Here is a 16,115-nt window from a genome sequence, read left to right as displayed (position 1 = left end):
CGTGTCAGCCATGGTTGGTGAGGAGATTCTGCGGACCCATCTCCAGGAGCTGCGCCGAGGCACCGTGGTGGTGGCGAGCCTGGTCGCCCTGCGCCGGCCCGACTACGGCTACGCGCTGCTCCAACGGCTCGCCGGGCACGGCTTCCCGGTGGACGCCAACACCCTCTACCCGCTGCTGCGCCGGCTCGAGGAACAGGGCCTGCTGACCAGCGAGTGGAACACCGAGGAGAGCCGCCCCCGCAAGTTCTACCGCACCAGCGAGGACGGCGAGTCCGTGCTGCGCCGGCTCCTCGACGACCTCGCCGCCGTGCAGGCCTCCGTCGCCGGCCTGATCGAAGGAGTGGACCGATGAGTTCCCTGACCGACCGCTACCTGGCCGCCACCCTGCGGGCGGTGCCGGCGCCCCGCCGCGCGGAGATCGCCACCGAGCTGCGCGCCTCCATCGAGGACATGGTCGAGGACCGTTCCGCCGGCGGGCAGGACACCGCCATCGCCGAGCGGGAGGTGCTCACCGAACTGGGCAACCCGGCGCAGCTCGCGGCCCGCTACGCAGACCGCCGGTTGCAGCTCATCGGCCCGACGTACTACCTGGCCTGGGAACGGCTGCTCAAGCTGCTGCTCAGCTTCGTACCGGCGACCGTCGGGGTCGTGGTCGGCCTGGTCGAGGCGACCACCGGAGACAACGCCGGCGGGGCGATCGGGGCCGGCATCGTCACCGCCCTCCAGGTGACGGTCCAGATCGGGTTCTGGGTCACCCTGGTCTTCGCGGTGCTGGAGCGGACCGGGACCTCGCTCGACCTGCCCGAGTGGAGCGTCGACCAGCTCACCGAGGGCCCGGTCGAGCGGGACGTGCGGCTCACCGACACCTGCGCCTCGATCGCCATGCTCGCCCTGGTCGCGGCCTACCTGCCCTGGCAGCACTTCCAGTCCTTCATCGACGACGACGCCGGCCGCAACATCCCGATCATCGACCCGGCGCTGTGGCGGTCGTGGCTGCCGGCGCTGATCGCGGTGCTGCTGGCCAGCGTGGTGTTCGAGGCCGTCAGGTATCGGACCGGCCGCTGGACGTGGCGGCTGTTCGCGGTGAAGGCGGCGCTGGACCTCGCCTTCGCGGCGCCGGTGATGTGGCTGCTGCACACCGACCGGCTGCTCAACCCGGCGCTCTTGCGGCGCTTCGACTGGCTGCGCGACGGCGACAACCTGGCCACCGTCACCACCGTCGCGGTCGTCGGCGTCGCCCTGATCGTCATCTGGGGACTGGTCGACAGCGCGGTCCGGACCTACCGCTCCACCCGCTGACCCGGGGCCTGGCCCCGCCCGGCGTGGACCGGGCCGGGGCCGGGCGTCCGCCGCCGCCTACCGCTCCCGCCAGTGACGGGCCAGCAGGGCGTAGACCAGTTCGTCGGTCCACTCCCCCTTGACCCACTCGTTCTCCCGCAGGTGCGCCTCGCGCCGCATGCCGAGCCGCTCCAGCACCCGCGCGGAGGCGGTGTTGCGGGCGTCCAGCCGGCCCACGATCCGGTGCAGGCCGAGACCGTCGAAGCCCAGCCCCAGCATCACCCGGGTGGCCTCGGTGGCGTACCCCCGGCCGGCGTGGTCGGGATGCAGGACGTACCCGATCTCGCCCTGCCGGTGGGCAGCGCTGGTCCAGGTCAGCATCACGTCGCCGATCAGCGCCCCGGAGTCCCGCCGCACCAGCGCCAGGTTGAGCACGTCGCCCTCGGCCCGCAGGGCGGTGCGCCGCCGCTTGCGGGCCAGCGCCTCCCGGCTCGCCACCTCGTCGTTCGGCCCGAAGTAGAGGTACCGGGTGACGTCGGGGCGGGACTGGTAGTCGTGCAGGGCGTCGAAGTCGCCGGCGGTGAAGAGCCGCAGGTCGAGGCGGTCGGTACGCAGCGGGAGGTCGGGGACCAGCATGCCGGCAGGGTACGCGGGCGCGTCCGACGCCCAGCTCGATTTCCGGCGCCGGGGAACCGACCAGAGGTCGGCGGTTCAGCCGACCGCCTCCATCACGTCGTCGCCGACGTCGGACGAGGCGGAAGCAACAACCCTCCGGCATCCCGCGCGGAAGGGGCGGGAAGGACAACATGATCTGTGCGAGGATCGCCAACCATGAGCGCGCCGGACCCTACGTACCTGCACGCCCTCGCCGACGAATGCGTGGAGCTGGTGTCCCGGCAGTTCGGCCGCCGGCTGGACTGGTCACCGGAGAGCCTGTCGACCCTCGACGAGGTCTGCGTCGACCTGCTCGCCGACGGGCCGCTCGCCGACGAGCGCCTCGACCTGTGGTGGCGGTTGATCGGCGCCTACACCGGCGAAGTGGTCATCCGCGCCTACGGTGGCGAGTGGGTCGCGCACGAGACGTCACCAGGGGTCCCGGCGGTCTCCGCGCTGGGCCTGACCGGTTTCCCGTTCGGGCTGGCCGCGCGGGTCCTGGACGAGGAACCGTACAAGAGCCTGGCCTCGTTCGTGCGCGCCCTGCCCACCATCTCCGAGCGCACAGAAGGCGGCTGACGCGGGCGAGGGGCTCACGAGGACGAGGGCGCAACAGCTACGGGACGCGCCGCCGAGCCAACACATGATCGGCTCGACGGCGCCGGGCGACCTCAGCCGACCGCCTCCATCACGTCGTCGCTGACGTCGAAGTTGGCGTAGACGTTCTGCACGTCGTCGCAGTCCTCCAGCACGTCGATCAGCTTGAAGATCTTGCGAGCGCCCTCCTCGTCCAGCGGCACGTTGACGCTGGGGATCAGGGAGGACTCGGCCGACTCGTACTCGATCCCGGCGTCCTGGAGGGCGGTGCGGACCCCGATCAGGTCGGTCGGCTCGGAGACCACCTCGTACGCCTCGCCGAGGTCGTTGACCTCCTCGGCGCCGGCGTCGAGGACCGCCATCATCACGTCGTCCTCGGTGGTGTCTGCTTTGGGGACGATCACCACCCCCTTGCGGGAGAACATGTACGACACCGAGCCGGCGTCGGCGAGCGAACCGCCGTTGCGGGTCAGCGCGGTACGGACCTCGGTCGCGGCCCGGTTGCGGTTGTCGGTGAGGCACTCGATGAGCATCGCCACGCCGTTGGGGCCGTAGCCCTCGTACATGATCGTCTGCCAGTCGGCGCCGCCGGCCTCCAGGCCGGAGCCCCGCTTGACCGCGCGGTCGATGTTGTCGTTCGGGACCGAGTTCTTCTTGGCCTTCTGGATGGCGTCGTAGAGCGTCGGGTTGCCGGCCGGGTCACCGCCGCCGGTCCGCGCCGCGACCTCGACGTTCTTGATCAGCTTGGCGAACATCTTGCCGCGCTTGGCGTCGATGACCGCCTTCTTGTGCTTGGTCGTCGCCCACTTTGAGTGGCCGGACATCTGTTACCTCCGTTGCTACCCGCCGTCGCATCGACCGCACCGCACGCGCCCCCGCTCCCGCCGGCGCACGCGGTGGTGCCGGTCAGCCCTGGTGGAAGCCGTGGCGGGCAGATGGCCCTGCCGAATCTCGGCAATCCTACCGGCGGTCGGCGGGTCACTGTCACGCACCGCACGGCACCGGCCGCGCCCCATCCGCCCCAACGGGGACAGACGGGACGCGACGACTCAGCGGGCGGCCCGGACCAGCTCCACGAAGTACGCGTGCACGCGCAGGTCACCGGTCAGCTCGGGGTGGAACGAGGTGGCCAGCAGGTTGCCCTGCCGTACCGCCACGATCCGCCCGGCGGCCGGTCCGTCGGCCACCGTGCCGAGCACCTGCACGCCGTCGCCGACCCGCTCCACCCACGGGGCCCGGATGAACACCGCGTGGAACGGCCCGCCGGCCACCCCGTCGATCTCCACCGGCGCCTCGAACGAGTCGACCTGGCGGCCGAACGCGTTGCGACGCACCGTCATCTCGATGCCGTCGAAGCCCCGCTGGTCCGGCCGGCCGTCCAGCACCTCGGTGGCCAGCATGATCATGCCGGCGCAGGAGCCGTAGACCGGCATGCCGCCGGCGATCCGCTTGTCGATCGGCTCGCGCATCTCGAAGATGTCGGCCAGCTTGCTGATCGTGGTGGACTCGCCGCCGGGGATGACCAGCCCGTCGACCGCGTCCAGTTCGGCCGGGCGGCGGACCGGGCGGGCGTCCGCGCCGGCACCGGCCAGGGCCGCGACGTGCTCCCGGACGTCCCCCTGCAGGGCGAGCACACCGATGACGGGTGCGTCGCTCATGTCACCGCTCCTTCGTTCGTCGTCCGGCGTGGCGGGCCGGCGCACCGGCCCGCGTCTCCACCCCGTCCCCGGCGTGTGCCGGACCGACTCACCAGCCCCGCTCGGCCAGCCGGTGCGGCTGCGGGATCTCGTCGACGTTGATGCCGACCATCGCCTCGCCGAGACCGCGGGAGACCTTGGCCAGCACGTCCGGGTCGTCGTGGAAGGTGGTGGCCTTGACGATCGCCGCGGCGCGCTGCGCCGGGTTGCCGGACTTGAAGATGCCGGAGCCGACGAAGACGCCCTCGGCGCCGAGCTGCATCATCATCGCGGCGTCGGCCGGGGTGGCGATGCCGCCCGCGGTGAAGAGCACCACCGGGAGCTTGCCGGTCTCGGCGACCTCCTTGACCAGCTCGTACGGCGCCTGGAGCTCCTTCGCGGCGACGAAGAGCTCGTCGGCGGGCAGCGAGCTGAGCCGGCGGATCTCCTGACGGATCTTCCGCATGTGGGTGGTGGCGTTGGAGACGTCACCGGTGCCGGCCTCGCCCTTGGAGCGGATCATGGCCGCGCCCTCGGTGATCCGGCGCAGCGCCTCGCCCAGGTTGGTCGCGCCGCAGACGAAGGGGACGGTGTACGCCCACTTGTCGATGTGGTTGGCGTAGTCGGCCGGGGTCAGCACCTCGGACTCGTCGATGTAGTCGACGCCGAGGGACTGGAGGATCTGCGCCTCGACGAAGTGGCCGATGCGGACCTTGGCCATCACCGGGATCGAGACCGCGGCGATGATGCCGTCGATCATGTCCGGGTCGCTCATCCGGGAGACGCCGCCCTGGGCGCGGATGTCGGCGGGCACCCGCTCCAGCGCCATCACGGCGACGGCGCCGGCGTCTTCGGCGATCTTGGCCTGCTCGGGGGTGACCACGTCCATGATCACGCCGCCCTTGAGCATCTCGGCCATGCCGCGCTTGACGCGGGCGGTGCCGACGACGGAATTGGCGCCGGTGTTCGGGGAGGTGGTTTCGGGCACGGGTTATCGCTCCTCGGACCTGCTCGGGGGTGGCTTTGGCTCATGCTACGACCGCGCCGACGCCGCTCCGACAGCCAATCGGACCCACGGTGGCCTGCGATGTGGCTGCCGTCACCCACCCTCGAACCGGACGCCGAGGCAGGTCCGGGACACCACGGACGTCAGCTGGCCGGGACGTCGGCGGGGACGACGAGGGTCGGGTCGTCGATGTCGAAGTAGCGGGGCCAGGGGTGCCGCCGCCCCATCCGCAACAGCCGCACCAGCGGCCGGCCGCGAGCCGTCCGGGCGTCCCGGACCAGATCGGTGTGCACCTGCCGGGCCAGGGCCAGCCGCCGGCTCGCCGCGATCACCGCCTCGCAGGCCGGGTCGGCCGGATCCAGCTCCACCACGCGCAGCTGCCGGGTGAGGTCGTTCTCGGCGGCCTCCCGCTCCGCCGGACCCGCGTCCAGGGCGATTCGCGCCGCGGCGTACAGCTCGACGCCGTACCGCCGCTCGGCGAGCACCGCGGCGGCCGCGGCCCGGCGCAGCAGGTGCGCGTCGAGGGCCCGGGCCGCCGACTCGGCGCGGCTCTGCAGCCGCTCGACCCGGCCGGCGGTCCAGATCAGGTACGCCGCGACCAGGCCGACGACCAGCGCGACCACCACCCACCACATGTGCGGCATCGTAGTGGTCACACCGCCCCGCCCAGCCCCGCCCACTCCTGGTCCATGACCCGGCCGTCGGTGGCCTCGATCGCCGCCGCGTACACCTCCACCACCCGGCGGGCCACCACCGGCCAGTCGTAGTGGGCGACCACCTGGTCGCCGCAGGCCGTCAGCGCGGCCCGCTGGTCGGGGTCGTCGAGCAGCTCGGCCAGGGCGTTGCGCAGCCCCGCCGCGTCGCCGGTCGGGAAGAGCCGGCCGGCCCGTCCACCGTCGAGCACCCGGCGGAACGCGTCCAGGTCACTGGCGACGACCGTGGTGCCGGCCGCCAGGGCCTCGGTGAGGATCATGCCGAACGACTCCCCGCCGGTGTTCGGCGCGACGTAGAGGTCCACGCTGCGCAGCATCCGGGCCTTGTCCGGCTCGGAGACCATGCCGAGGAAGGTCACCCGGTCGTGCAGCTCGGCCGGGAACCGCCCGTACAGGTCGTCGCGGTCCCCCGGCCCGGCCACCAGCAGGCGCAGCCCCGGCCGCTGCGGGGCGAGCGCCACGAAGGCGTCCCGCAGGATCGGGAAACCCTTGCGGGCCTCGGTGAACCGCCCGAGGAAGCCGAGGGCGCCGCCGCGCCCGGGCGGGCACTCCCCCGGCCAGCCGGGCAGCGGCTCCACGCCGGTGAACTTGGCCACCGCCACCCCGTTGGGGATCTCCACCGCGCCGCCGTCCATGTGCTCGACCTGCACCTTGCGGGCCAGCGCGCTGACCGCGATCCGCGCGGTGATCCGCTCCAGCAGGATCTGCAGCACACCCTGCGCGGCGGCGAGCACCCGGGACCGGGTCATCGCGGTGTGGAAGGTGGCGACCACCGGGCCACGGGCGCAGAGCACGGCGAGCATCGACAGGCTCGGGGTCAGCGGCTCGTGCACGTGCAGCACGTCGAAGTCGCCCCGGGTGATCCAGCGCCGGACCCGGGCGGTGGAGACCGGGCCGAACGCGATCCGGGCCACCGAGCCGTTGTACGGCAGCGGCACGGCCCGCCCCGCCGACACCACGTACGGCGGCAGCGGCGAGTCCTCGTCGGCCGGGGCGAGCACACTCACCTCGTGACCGAGCCCGATCAGCGCCTCGGCGAGGTCGACGATGTGGTTCTGCACCCCGCCGGGGACGTCGAAGGAGTACGGGCACACGATGCCGATCCGCACGTAGGCGCCCTTCCCGTCAGGCCTTGCCGGTGGTCGGCGCGGACCGTGTCGCGCCGCTTGCCGTGCCCCGCTGGTCCAGCCACATCCGCTGCAACATGTGCCAGTCTTCCGGATGCCGGGCGATGCCCGCCGCCAGACCGTCGGCAATCCGCTGGGTCAGCACCTTCACCCGGACGTCCAGCGGGGCGCTCGCCGGGTCGGGCAGCGGGATCGGGCCCTCGATCGAGGCGCACGCGGCATCCGGTTCGTACCACATCGAGGCGACGTAGAGCGGGGCGCCGGTGCGGATCGCCAGCAGCGCGGGACCGGCCGGCATCCGGGTCCGGCCGCCGAAGAAATCGACCTCGACGCCCCGGGCGGAGAGGTCCCGGTCGGCCAGCAGCGGCACCACCGTGCCCGCGCGCAGCCGGTCCTCCAGCACGTCGAAGGCGGGTCGGTCGCCGCCGTGGGTGGGCAGGATCTCCATGCCGAGGCCCTGTCGGAAGGCGACGAACCGCTCGTAGACCGCCTCGGGCCTGAGCCGCTCGGCGACGGTGGTGATGGGCCAGCCGGTGGCGGCCACCCAGGCGCCCGCGGCGTCCCAGTTGCCGGCGTGCGGCAGGGCCACCACCGCGCCGCGGCCGGCGGCGACGTCGGCGGCGAGCTTCTCGGCCCCGTCGAGCCGGAAGCCGGCGAGGATCTGCGTCCGGTTCAGCGCCGGCAGCCGGAACGCCTCCATCCAGTACCGCGCGTAGGAGCGCAGGCCCCGCCGCACCAGGTCGTCCAGCTCCGCCTCGGGCAGATCCGGGCCGACCACCCGGCGCAGGTTGGCGCGCAGTCGGGCCGTACCCCCGCCGTTTCGCCGGGCGGCGCGGTCGGCGCCCGCCCGGAAGGCCGCGGCCACCACGGGCCGGGGCAGCGCGCGGGCCAGGCGCCATCCGGCGACGTAGCCGAGCTCGGTGAGGTTCACTCCCGGCCGACCAGCTGGGCCTGCCGGTACACGTGCCGCATCCGCTGGCCGACCGTGAAGATCGACACGGCGGCGAGCAGCCAGAGCGCGATCTCCAGGGCCGGGTCGACGCCGAGGCCGGTGAGCAGGCCGCCCACCCCGACGATCAGCAGCCGCTCGGTGCGCTCGGCGATGCCGACGTCGCCGGACATGCCGAGCCCCTCGGCGCGGGCCTTGACGTAGGAGACCAGCCCGCCGGCGGCCAGGCAGAGCAGCGCGGCGGCCACCCCGGAATGGTTGCCCTCGGTGGCCAGCCAGTAGGCGACCGCGCCGAAGACGGCGCTGTCGGCGACCCGGTCCATGCTCGAGTCGAGGAACGCGCCGAACCGGGTGGAGCCGCCGCTCATCCGGGCCATCGTCCCGTCGAGCAGGTCGGTGAGCGCGAAGACCGTGACGATCACCGCGCCGGCGACCAGGTCGCCGCGGGCGCCGAAGCCGAGGGCGCCGACGAGCACGCCGACGGTGCCGGTCACGGTGACCGCGTTGGGGGACACACCCGCGCGGAGCAGTCCGCGCGCGACCGGCTCGACGACGCGGGTCATCCCCGCGCGGGCCGTCACTTGGAAGATCTTCGCCATGGCGGTCCCACGATAACGGCAGGCAGCGGCCGGCGATACGCCCGGTCGTGTCGACCCGCCCACGGGAGGCTTGTGTCGGGTCCGCCACGGGTGTGAGATCGGGTGTGGGAGGTGAGCCAGCTCACCGACCCGACCGCCTGACTGTCCGTCGTTCGGCAGAGCCCAGGAGGATATCGCCGCGGCACCCGCCCGGGCACCGCTTCCCCGTCGCCCGCGGCGGTCGCCACCAACCACCGCTGAGGGAGGTGCGCCGCGATGGCGCAGAAGAACCAGGAGAAGGGTGTCGCCGGCAACGCGCCGGTGGTGACCGAGCCCGGCAGGGTTCGCAACGTGGTGCTCGTCGGGCACTCCGGCGCGGGCAAGACGACCCTGGTCGAGGCGCTGCTCGCGGCGAGCGGCACGATCGGCCGGGCCGGCTCCGTCGTCGACGGCACCACCGTCTGCGACCACGACCCGGCGGCGGTACGCCAGCAGCGCTCGGTGAGCCTGGCCTGCGCGCCGCTGCTGCACCGCGACGTCAAGGTCAACCTGCTGGACACCCCCGGCTACGGCGACTTCGTCGGCGAGCTGCGCGCCGGCCTGCGGGCCGCCGACGCGGCGCTCTTCGTGGTCTCCGCCGCCGACGGGATGGACGCCGCCACCGCCGCCCTCTGGGAGGAGTGCGCGGCCGTCGACATGCCGCGCGCCGTCGCGGTCTCCCGGCTGGACCACCCCCGCGCCGACTTCGACGAGGCGGTGGCGCTCTGCCAGCGGGTCTTCGGCGACAACGTCCTCCCGCTCTACCTGCCGATGCTCGGCGACGACGGCGTGTCCGTCGCCGGCCTGATGGGGCTGATCACCCGGCGGGTCTTCGACTACTCGGCCGGGCTGCCGGCCGCGGTGCGGGAACCGGACCCGGAGCACCTGCCGGCCATCACCGAGGCCCGCGACGAGCTCATCGAGGGGATCATCGCCGAGAGCGAGGACGAGACCCTGATGGACCGCTACCTCGGCGGCGAGGAGATCGGCACCGACATCCTGATCACCGACCTGGAGACGGCGGTGGCCCGGGGCCACTTCTACCCGGTGGTGCCGGTCTGCGCGGAGACCGGCGTCGGACTGGACGTGCTGCTGGACGGGCTGGTCGCCGCCTTCCCGTCGCCGCTGGAGCACGAGCTGCCCGCGGTCACCGGGGTCGACGGCTCGCCCCGGCCCCCGCTGAGCTGCGACCCGGCCGGCCCGCTGGTCGCCGAGGTGGTCAAGACCACCGTCGACCGGCACGTCGGGCGGGTCTCCCTGGTCCGGGTCTTCTCCGGCACGCTGCGCCCCGACCAGGTGGTGCACGTCTCCGGGCACGGCCTGGCCGAGCGCGGGCACCCCGACCACGACGCCGACGAGCGGGTCGGGCACGTCTACAGCCCGCTGGGCGCGACGCTGCGCGAGGTACCCGCCTGCGTCGCCGGTGACATCTGCGCGATCACCAAGTCGGGCAGCGCGGAGACCGGCGACACCGTCTCCGCCAAGGACGAGCCGCTGCTGATCGCGCCCTGGGAGATGCCGGAGCCGCTGCTGCCGGTCGCGGTGGTGGCGAAGAGCCGGGCCGACGAGGACGCCCTGGCCCGCAACCTGGCCCGGCTGGTCGCCGGCGACCCGACGCTGCGGCTGGAGCGCAACCCGGAGACCCACCAGCTGGTGCTCTGGTGCATGGGCGAGGCGCACGCCGACGTGGTGCTGGACCGGCTGCGCAGCGGCGGGGTGGAGCTGGAGACCGAGCCGGTGCGGGTGCCGCTACGGGAGACGCTCACCGTGCCGGCGAAGGGGCACGGCCGGCACGTCAAGCAGTCCGGCGGCCACGGCCAGTACGCCGTCTGCGACATCGAGGTCGAGCCGCTGCCGGCCGGCGGCGGGTTCGAGTTCGTCGACCGGGTGGTCGGCGGCGCCGTCCCGCACAACTACATCCCGTCGGTGGAGAAGGGCGTCCGGGCGCAGATGGAGCGCGGCCTGGTCGCCGGCCAGCCGGTGGTGGACCTGCGGGTCACCCTGGTCGACGGCAAGGCGCACAGCGTCGACTCCTCCGACGCGGCGTTCCAGACCGCCGGCGCGCTCGCCCTGCGCGACGCCGCCGAGAAGGGACAGCCGGCCCTGCTGGAGCCGGTGGACGAGGTGATCGTCCGGGTCGCCGACTCCTCCGTGGGCGCGGTGCTGGGCGACCTCTCCGGCCGGCGCGGCCGGGTGCTCGGCACCGAGCCGGACCCGGACGCCGAAGGGCGCACCCTGGTCCGCGCCGAGGTCCCCGCCACCGAGCTGCTGCGCTACGCGGTGGAGCTGCGGGCGATGACCGCGGGCACCGGCACCTTCCGCCGCCACTTCGTCCGCTACGACCCCATGCCCGCGCACCTGGCCGACCAGGCCCGCAAGGAACACACCACCCACCCCTGACTCCGCACCCGCCCCGTCAGGGGCGGGCCGCGGGGACGGGGGGCATCGGCCAGTGGGGACGGTCGGCGTCGCGGAGGGCGGCGGTGCGTACGGCCGCGAGCTGGCGTTCCACCTCGGCGAAGTGGTCGGGGGTCAGCGGGCCCCGGTGCAGGGCGGCGGCGTTCTCCTCGACCTGGGCGACGGTGCGGCACCCCGGGATCGGCACCGTCCGCCCGCTGCGGGCCCAGATCCAGCCCAGCGCCCCCTGGCTGAGGGTACGGCCGTCGGCGGTGAGCACGCCCCGGACCGCGGCGACCCGACGCAGCCACTCCGGCGCCGGCCGGCCGCCGCGGAACCACTCCAACCAGGTCGGGGCGAGGCCGCGTACGTCGTCGCGCGGCAGCGTCGAGGCGGTGGTGTACTTGCCGGTCAGCAGCCCCATTCCGAGCGGGCTCCGGTTGACGCTGGCCAGGTCGTGCTTGTCGCACGCGGCGAGCATCGCCGGCGCGTCCCGCAGCGCCGACAGGGTGTGCTGCACGGCGGTGGCGTGCGGCGCGACCTGCGCGAAGACCGCCGCCCGGTCGACCCGGTCGGTGCTCCACCCGTACGCCCGGACCAGCCCCTCGGCGACCAGCTCCTCCAGCGTGCCCACCAGCGCCTCCACCCGGGGCAGCGACAGGTCACCCAGGTGCAGCTGGTACAGGTCGATCCGGTCGGTGTCCAACCGGCGCAGCGAGTCGGTCACCGCCCGGCGCAGGTACGCCGGGGACGGATCCTCCCCGGTGGCCTGCCGGGACCGTTCGTCGAAGGTGTACCCCCACTTGGTGGCGATCACCGCCTCGTCCCGCCGGCCGGCGAGCGCCCGGCCGAGGACCCGTTCACCGTGCCCGGCCCCGTAGGTGTCGGCGGTGTCGAACAGGGTCACCCCGAGGTCGAGCGCTCGGCGGACGGCCCGGATCGACTCCTCGTCGTCCACGGCGCCCCAGCCCAGCGGGCGGCTGCCCTCGGCCCACGGGCCGCCGATCGCCCAGCACCCCATGCCGAGGGCGCTGACCTCGATCCCGCTGCGGCCCAACGTCCTTGTCGTCACTGCCATCGACGCATCGTGCCACCTCGGACGCGCCGGCGGGCGGGGAGTTCGCCGATCGTGCATGATCGAGCACATGCGGCGGTTGGGCGTGGACGTCGGCGGCGTGATCATCGAATTGAGTGACGGCAACGAGGACACCTCGTTCTTCGGCGGCAACTTCCTGCGCACACCCCCGATGGACGGCGTGTTCGACGTGCTGGCCGAGGTGGTGCCGCTCTTCGACGAGGCGTACGTGGTGTCGAAGTGCGGCGCGGAGACCGAACAGCGCACCCGGCGGTGGCTGGCCCACCACGACTTCCACGGCCGCACCGGGATCGGGCCGGAGCGGCTGCGCTTCTGTCGTACCCGACCGGAGAAGGCGCCGATCGCCGCCGGGCTGGGGCTGACCCATTTCGTCGACGACCGGCTTGAGGTACTCGGCTACCTGGACACGGTGCCGCACCGCTACCTGCTCCGGCCCCGCCCGGACGAGGTCGACGCGTACCGGCGGCACCTGCCCGGGGTGCGCCGGGTGGAGAGCTGGCCCGAGCTGGCCGCCGCGCTGCGCGGCTGAGGCCGGGCGGGCACGGCTGAACCCGGGCGGGCGCGGCGGTGGCACGCCGGCCCGGCGGGCAGGTCAGCGCGGCACGGCGTACGCCAGCGGCACCGGGTTCGACTGCCCCGGCCAGGTGCCGGTCAGCCGGGCGCCCCGCGGCGCGTCGGCGCCGCCGGGGCGGCGGACGACGGTCAGCTCGACGGAGTCGGTGACGGTGACCGTCAGGTCGCCGTCGCGCACGGCGCGCACGGCGCCGACGGGGGGAGGCCCGCTGTGGCTCGCCCCGCTACTGGTGATCGTCATGCTGGGTGCCCGGAGTTCGCGCACGCCGTCGACCTCGAAGTACTCCTGCGCCTGGCCGGCGCCGGTGAGGATGGCCGACGCCAGGGCGGCGGCGTGGACCGGGTCGCCGCAGGCGTCGTAGACCCAGCGCGGGCCGAGCACCGAGTGCCGGGTGGTGCCGACCAGCCAGTCGTCCGCGCCGGCCAGCGGGGCGTCGCGGTAGGTGAGCGGGACCTGGTGGACGGGCCCGTCACCGGCACGGACCAGGAGCGTCTCGATGCCGACGGCGCCGGCCGGGTCGTCGAACCGGTAGCCGGCGACGCGGGTCAGCCCGGCGGTGACCGGGCCCCGCCACCAGGAGCGGCCCGGCAGCCAGTCGGTCAACAGCTCCAGCTTGGTGGGGCGGATCTCCGCGCGGTGCAGCAGGGCCATGCGCCGAATGGTAGAGGCCGCGCCGGCTCCGGGCCGCCCCCGTGGATCACGGTGGGCCGCCGGGATCAGCTCGGCCAGGCCTGGGCGAAGAGGTCCCGGGTGTCGGTGAGCAGCTGCGGCAGGACCTTCGTCCGGCCGATCACCGGCATGAAGTTGGCGTCGCCACCCCAGCGCGGCACCACGTGCTGGTGCAGGTGCGCGGCGATGCCGGCGCCCGCCACCCCGCCCTGGTTCATGCCCAGGTTGAAGCCGTGCGCGTTGCTGACCTTGCGGACCACCCGCATCGCGGTCTGGGTGAAAACGCCCAGCTCGATCGTCTCGTCGGGGTCGAGCTCGGTGTAGTCGGCGACGTGCCGGTACGGGCAGACCAGCAGGTGACCGGGGTTGTACGGGTAGAGGTTCAGCACCGCGTAGACCCGCTCGCCCCGGGCCACCACCAGGCTCTGCTCCGGCGGCAGGCCGGGGGCCAGGCAGAACGGGCAGCCGGTGGGCTTCTCGTAGCCGCCCTCGGGGCGGTCCTCCCCGGAGATGTAGGTCATCCGGTGCGGCGTCCAGAGCCGCTCCAGCCCGTCCGCCGAGCCGGTTTCCGTTCCGCCGTCGAAGTGCTGTTCCGCCCCAGTCACATCGCCGATCCTACGGTCACCGCGGTGAGCCCCGGCCGGCCCCACCGGCCGGCCGGGTCACCCCGGGCCCGGCCGGCGGGAGCACCGCCGCGGAGTGCTCAGCTCGCGGCGGACGGCCCCGAGTTGGCGCGGGAGCCGACCACGTCCAGCACGTGGGTGACCGCCTCGGTCATCGGCACCCCGTTGCGCTGCGAGCCGTCGCGGTACCGGAACGACACCGTGCCGGCGGCCACGTCGTCGTCGCCGGCGATCACCATGAACGGGATCTTCTGCTGCTGCGCGGTGCGGATCTTCTTCTGCATCCGGTCGTCACCGGCGTCGACCTGGGCGCGGATCCCCTGGGCGCGCAGCGCCGCGACGAAGCCGTGCAGGTAGTCGGTGTGGTCCTCGCGGATCGGGATGCCGATCACCTGCACCGGCGCCAGCCAGGCCGGGAACGCGCCCGCGTAGTGCTCGGTGAGCACCCCGAAGAACCGCTCGATCGAACCGAAGAGCGCCCGGTGGATCATCACCGGCCGCTGCCGGGTGCCGTCGGCGGCCTGGTACTCCAGCCCGAACCGCTCCGGCAGGTTGAAGTCCACCTGGATCGTGGACATCTGCCAGGTCCGGCCGATCGCGTCCTTGGCCTGCACGGAGATCTTCGGCCCGTAGAAGGCCGCGCCACCCGGGTCGGGCACCAGGTCCAGGCCGGAGTCCTCGGCGGCCGAGCGCAGCGCCTCGGTGGCCCGCTCCCAGTTCTCGTCGGTGCCGACCGACTTCTCCGGGTTGCGGGTGGACAGCTCCAGGTAGAAGTCGTCCAGGCCGTAGTCGCGCAGCAGGTCGAGGACGAAGGCCAGCAGCGACTTCAGCTCGCCGGCCATCTGCTCCGGCGTGCAGTAGATGTGCGAGTCGTCCTGGGTCATGCCGCGCACCCGGGTCAGGCCGTGCACCACGCCGGACTTCTCGAACCGGTAGACCGACCCGAACTCGAACAGCCGCAGCGGCAGCTCGCGGTAGGACCGCCCGCGCGACCGGAAGATCAGGTTGTGGAACGGGCAGTTCATCGGCTTGAGGTAGTAGTTCGCGCCCTCCATCTCCATCGGCGGGTACATGCCGTCGGCGTACCACTGGAGGTGCCCGGAGGTCTCGAAGAGCTGCGCCTTGGTGATGTGCGGGGTGTTGACGAACTCGTACCCGGCGGCCTCGTGCCGGCGACGGGAGTAGTCCTCCATCTCCCGGCGGATGATGCCGCCCTTGGGATGGAAGACCGCCAGGCCGGAGCCGATCTCGTCGGGGAAGCTGAACAGGTCGAGGTCCGCGCCGAGCTTGCGGTGGTCGCGCCGGGCGGCCTCCTCCAGCAGCTTCAGGTAAGCCTTCAGCTCGTCGCGGGTCGGCCACGCGGTGCCGTACACCCGCTGGAGCTGCGGGTTCTTCTCCGACCCGCGCCAGTAGGCGGCGGCGGAGCGCATCAGCTTGAACGCGCCGATCAGCCGGGTGTTCGGCAGGTGCGGGCCACGGCAGAGGTCCGACCAGCAGACCTTGTCCTCCTTGGCGTCGAGGTTGTCGTAGATGGTGAGTTCACCACCACCGACCTCCATCACCTCGGCGGTGTCCAGCCCCTCGCCCTTGACGTCGATGAGCTCCAGCTTGAACGGCTCGGCGGCCAGTTCGGCCTTCGCCTCGTCCAGGCTGCCGAAGCGGCGGCGGCGGAACCGCTGCCCGGACTTGACGATCTCCTGCATCCGCTTCTCGAGCTTGGCCAGGTCGTCCGGCTGGAACGGCTTGTCGACGGCGAAGTCGTAGTAGAAGCCGTTCTCGATCGGCGGGCCGATGCCGAGCTTCGCCTCCGGGAAGACGCCCTGCACGGCCTGGGCGAGCACGTGGGCGGTGGAGTGGCGCAGCACGTCCAGGCCGTCCGGCGAGTCCAGGCTGACCGGCTCGACGGTGGTCTCCTCGGCCGGCGCCCAGTCCAGGTCGCGCAGCCGGCCCTGCGGGTCGCGGACCACCACGACCGCCTTGGGGCCGTTCGCGGGCAGCCCGGCCGCGGCCACCGCGTCGGCCGCCGTCGTCCCGGCGGCGACGACGACGGGGTCGGCCACGACGGGGGTACGGGGTGCGGACACGGTGACTCCTCAGCTGCAGACGGTACGGATCGTGCCGGGGACCGGCTCCCTGCGA

General features: G+C 73.4%; 17 protein-coding genes. 5 read left to right on the top strand and 12 right to left on the bottom strand.

Features of this window, described 5'->3' with window-relative positions; translation table 11 throughout:
- The first annotated feature begins 10 nt into the window (after positions 1 to 10).
- Positions 11 to 352, top strand: coding sequence for a PadR family transcriptional regulator (locus V6U79_RS26805; RefSeq protein ID WP_334527165.1), 342 nt, complete (start codon positions 11 to 13; stop codon positions 350 to 352).
- Entirely contained in the window at positions 349 to 1,299 is a 951-nt protein-coding gene (locus V6U79_RS26800; protein ID WP_334616293.1) for a permease prefix domain 1-containing protein, read from the top strand. The genes V6U79_RS26805 and V6U79_RS26800 overlap by 4 nt, the downstream gene beginning before the upstream one ends.
- A gap of 57 nt (positions 1,300 to 1,356) precedes the next feature.
- On the opposite strand, the gene V6U79_RS26795 is transcribed toward V6U79_RS26800, so the two are convergent.
- Positions 1,357 to 1,914 (bottom strand): GNAT family N-acetyltransferase, encoded by a 558-nt coding sequence (locus V6U79_RS26795; RefSeq protein ID WP_334616292.1) that lies wholly within the window; start codon positions 1,912 to 1,914, stop codon positions 1,357 to 1,359.
- 195 nt (positions 1,915 to 2,109) lie between these two features.
- Here V6U79_RS26795 and V6U79_RS26790 point away from each other — a divergent pair, with 195 nt between their 5' ends.
- Entirely contained in the window at positions 2,110 to 2,511 is a 402-nt protein-coding gene (locus tag V6U79_RS26790) for a hypothetical protein (RefSeq protein ID WP_334616291.1), read from the top strand.
- Positions 2,512 to 2,603: 92 nt separating this feature from the next.
- Here V6U79_RS26790 and V6U79_RS26785 read toward each other — a convergent pair whose 3' ends face one another.
- The 7 genes from V6U79_RS26785 to pgsA all read right to left on the bottom strand — a co-directional run bounded on the left by V6U79_RS26785 (position 2,604) and on the right by pgsA (position 8,599).
- Complete coding sequence (locus V6U79_RS26785) at positions 2,604 to 3,353, bottom strand: YebC/PmpR family DNA-binding transcriptional regulator (protein ID WP_334527153.1); 750 nt, start codon at positions 3,351 to 3,353, stop codon at positions 2,604 to 2,606.
- Positions 3,354 to 3,578: 225 nt separating this feature from the next.
- Positions 3,579 to 4,187, bottom strand: a complete 609-nt coding sequence (gene pdxT / locus V6U79_RS26780; protein ID WP_334527150.1) for a pyridoxal 5'-phosphate synthase glutaminase subunit PdxT — start codon at positions 4,185 to 4,187, stop codon at positions 3,579 to 3,581.
- 88 nt (positions 4,188 to 4,275) lie between these two features.
- The gene (pdxS, locus tag V6U79_RS26775; protein WP_334527147.1) at positions 4,276 to 5,193 is read right to left on the bottom strand and encodes a pyridoxal 5'-phosphate synthase lyase subunit PdxS; all 918 of its coding nucleotides are present in this window, start codon (positions 5,191 to 5,193) and stop codon (positions 4,276 to 4,278) included.
- Positions 5,194 to 5,354: 161 nt separating this feature from the next.
- The gene (locus tag V6U79_RS26770) at positions 5,355 to 5,855 is read right to left on the bottom strand and encodes a hypothetical protein (RefSeq protein ID WP_334527202.1); all 501 of its coding nucleotides are present in this window, start codon (positions 5,853 to 5,855) and stop codon (positions 5,355 to 5,357) included.
- A gap of 8 nt (positions 5,856 to 5,863) precedes the next feature.
- Entirely contained in the window at positions 5,864 to 7,033 is a 1,170-nt protein-coding gene (locus V6U79_RS26765) for a glycosyltransferase family 4 protein (RefSeq protein WP_334527144.1), read from the bottom strand.
- A gap of 16 nt (positions 7,034 to 7,049) precedes the next feature.
- Complete coding sequence (locus V6U79_RS26760; RefSeq protein ID WP_334527141.1) at positions 7,050 to 7,982, bottom strand: phosphatidylinositol mannoside acyltransferase; 933 nt, start codon at positions 7,980 to 7,982, stop codon at positions 7,050 to 7,052.
- Complete coding sequence (pgsA, locus tag V6U79_RS26755; RefSeq protein ID WP_334527138.1) at positions 7,979 to 8,599, bottom strand: phosphatidylinositol phosphate synthase; 621 nt, start codon at positions 8,597 to 8,599, stop codon at positions 7,979 to 7,981. Before pgsA ends, V6U79_RS26760 begins: the two co-directional genes overlap by 4 nt.
- Positions 8,600 to 8,854: 255 nt before the next feature.
- Here pgsA and V6U79_RS26750 point away from each other — a divergent pair, with 255 nt between their 5' ends.
- Positions 8,855 to 11,017, top strand: a complete 2,163-nt coding sequence (locus V6U79_RS26750; RefSeq protein ID WP_334527135.1) for an elongation factor G-like protein EF-G2 — start codon at positions 8,855 to 8,857, stop codon at positions 11,015 to 11,017.
- 16 nt (positions 11,018 to 11,033) lie between these two features.
- On the opposite strand, the gene V6U79_RS26745 is transcribed toward V6U79_RS26750, so the two are convergent.
- On the bottom strand, positions 11,034 to 12,092 hold the full coding sequence (locus V6U79_RS26745) for an aldo/keto reductase (protein ID WP_334616290.1): 1,059 nt from the start codon (positions 12,090 to 12,092) through the stop codon (positions 11,034 to 11,036).
- A 55-nt stretch (positions 12,093 to 12,147) separates the two neighbouring features.
- Between V6U79_RS26745 and V6U79_RS26740 the strand changes: the two genes are divergently transcribed.
- Positions 12,148 to 12,639 (top strand): hypothetical protein, encoded by a 492-nt coding sequence (locus V6U79_RS26740; RefSeq protein ID WP_334616289.1) that lies wholly within the window; start codon positions 12,148 to 12,150, stop codon positions 12,637 to 12,639.
- Between the two features lie 63 nt (positions 12,640 to 12,702).
- On the opposite strand, the gene V6U79_RS26735 is transcribed toward V6U79_RS26740, so the two are convergent.
- From V6U79_RS26735 to thrS, 3 genes are all read right to left on the bottom strand, one after another.
- Positions 12,703 to 13,335: a CG0192-related protein gene (locus V6U79_RS26735; RefSeq protein WP_334616288.1), complete on the bottom strand. Its 633-nt coding sequence runs from the start codon at positions 13,333 to 13,335 to the stop codon at positions 12,703 to 12,705.
- A 65-nt stretch (positions 13,336 to 13,400) separates the two neighbouring features.
- On the bottom strand, positions 13,401 to 13,958 hold the full coding sequence (locus tag V6U79_RS26730; protein ID WP_334616287.1) for an HIT family protein: 558 nt from the start codon (positions 13,956 to 13,958) through the stop codon (positions 13,401 to 13,403).
- A 98-nt stretch (positions 13,959 to 14,056) separates the two neighbouring features.
- Positions 14,057 to 16,060: a threonine--tRNA ligase gene (gene thrS / locus V6U79_RS26725; protein ID WP_334616286.1), complete on the bottom strand. Its 2,004-nt coding sequence runs from the start codon at positions 16,058 to 16,060 to the stop codon at positions 14,057 to 14,059.
- Between the last annotated feature and the right edge of the window lie 55 nt (positions 16,061 to 16,115).

The sequence above is a fragment of the Micromonospora psammae genome, from assembly GCF_036902725.1.
Taxonomy (GTDB): Bacteria; Actinomycetota; Actinomycetes; order Mycobacteriales; family Micromonosporaceae; genus Micromonospora.
This window is presented reverse-complemented; position numbering and strand designations above follow the sequence as displayed.